This is a genomic window from Italian clover phyllody phytoplasma str. MA1 (assembly GCF_000300695.1).
GTDB lineage: Bacteria > Bacillota_I > Bacilli_A > Acholeplasmatales > Acholeplasmataceae > Phytoplasma.
The window spans coordinates 1-294 of the sequence record NZ_AKIM01000164.1 but is presented as its reverse complement, the minus strand read 5'-3'; the positions used below and the strand labels follow the sequence as shown (position 1 = coordinate 294).

At 27.9% G+C, this 294-nt stretch carries 1 pseudogene; it reads right to left on the bottom strand.

Annotation, left to right across the window (positions count from 1 at the left end):
* Window positions 1-294: pseudogene (locus tag RI01_RS03725) on the bottom strand (DUF2963 domain-containing protein); the annotation flags it as partial.

The following is a 294-nucleotide window of genomic DNA, read 5'->3' as shown; positions in this document are numbered from 1 at the left end:
CCATCTCTTAATTCTTTAAGTTTATACCCAGCATCTCTCAATTCCTTAGCTGTAAATCTGGCAGCTTTTAATTCCTTAGCTGTATATCCAGCAGCTCTTAATGCACTAGATGCCAATCCAGCAGCTCTTAATTCCTTAGCTGTATATCCGCCATTTTTTAATTCTTTAATTGTAAAACCAATTTTTCTTAAATCATCAATATTAGCTTCTAATTTTTTAAAATCTGATACTGTTTTATAAAGTTTAGTTTTGAAATATTTAATATTACCATTTTTATCTATTTCTTTATATTTT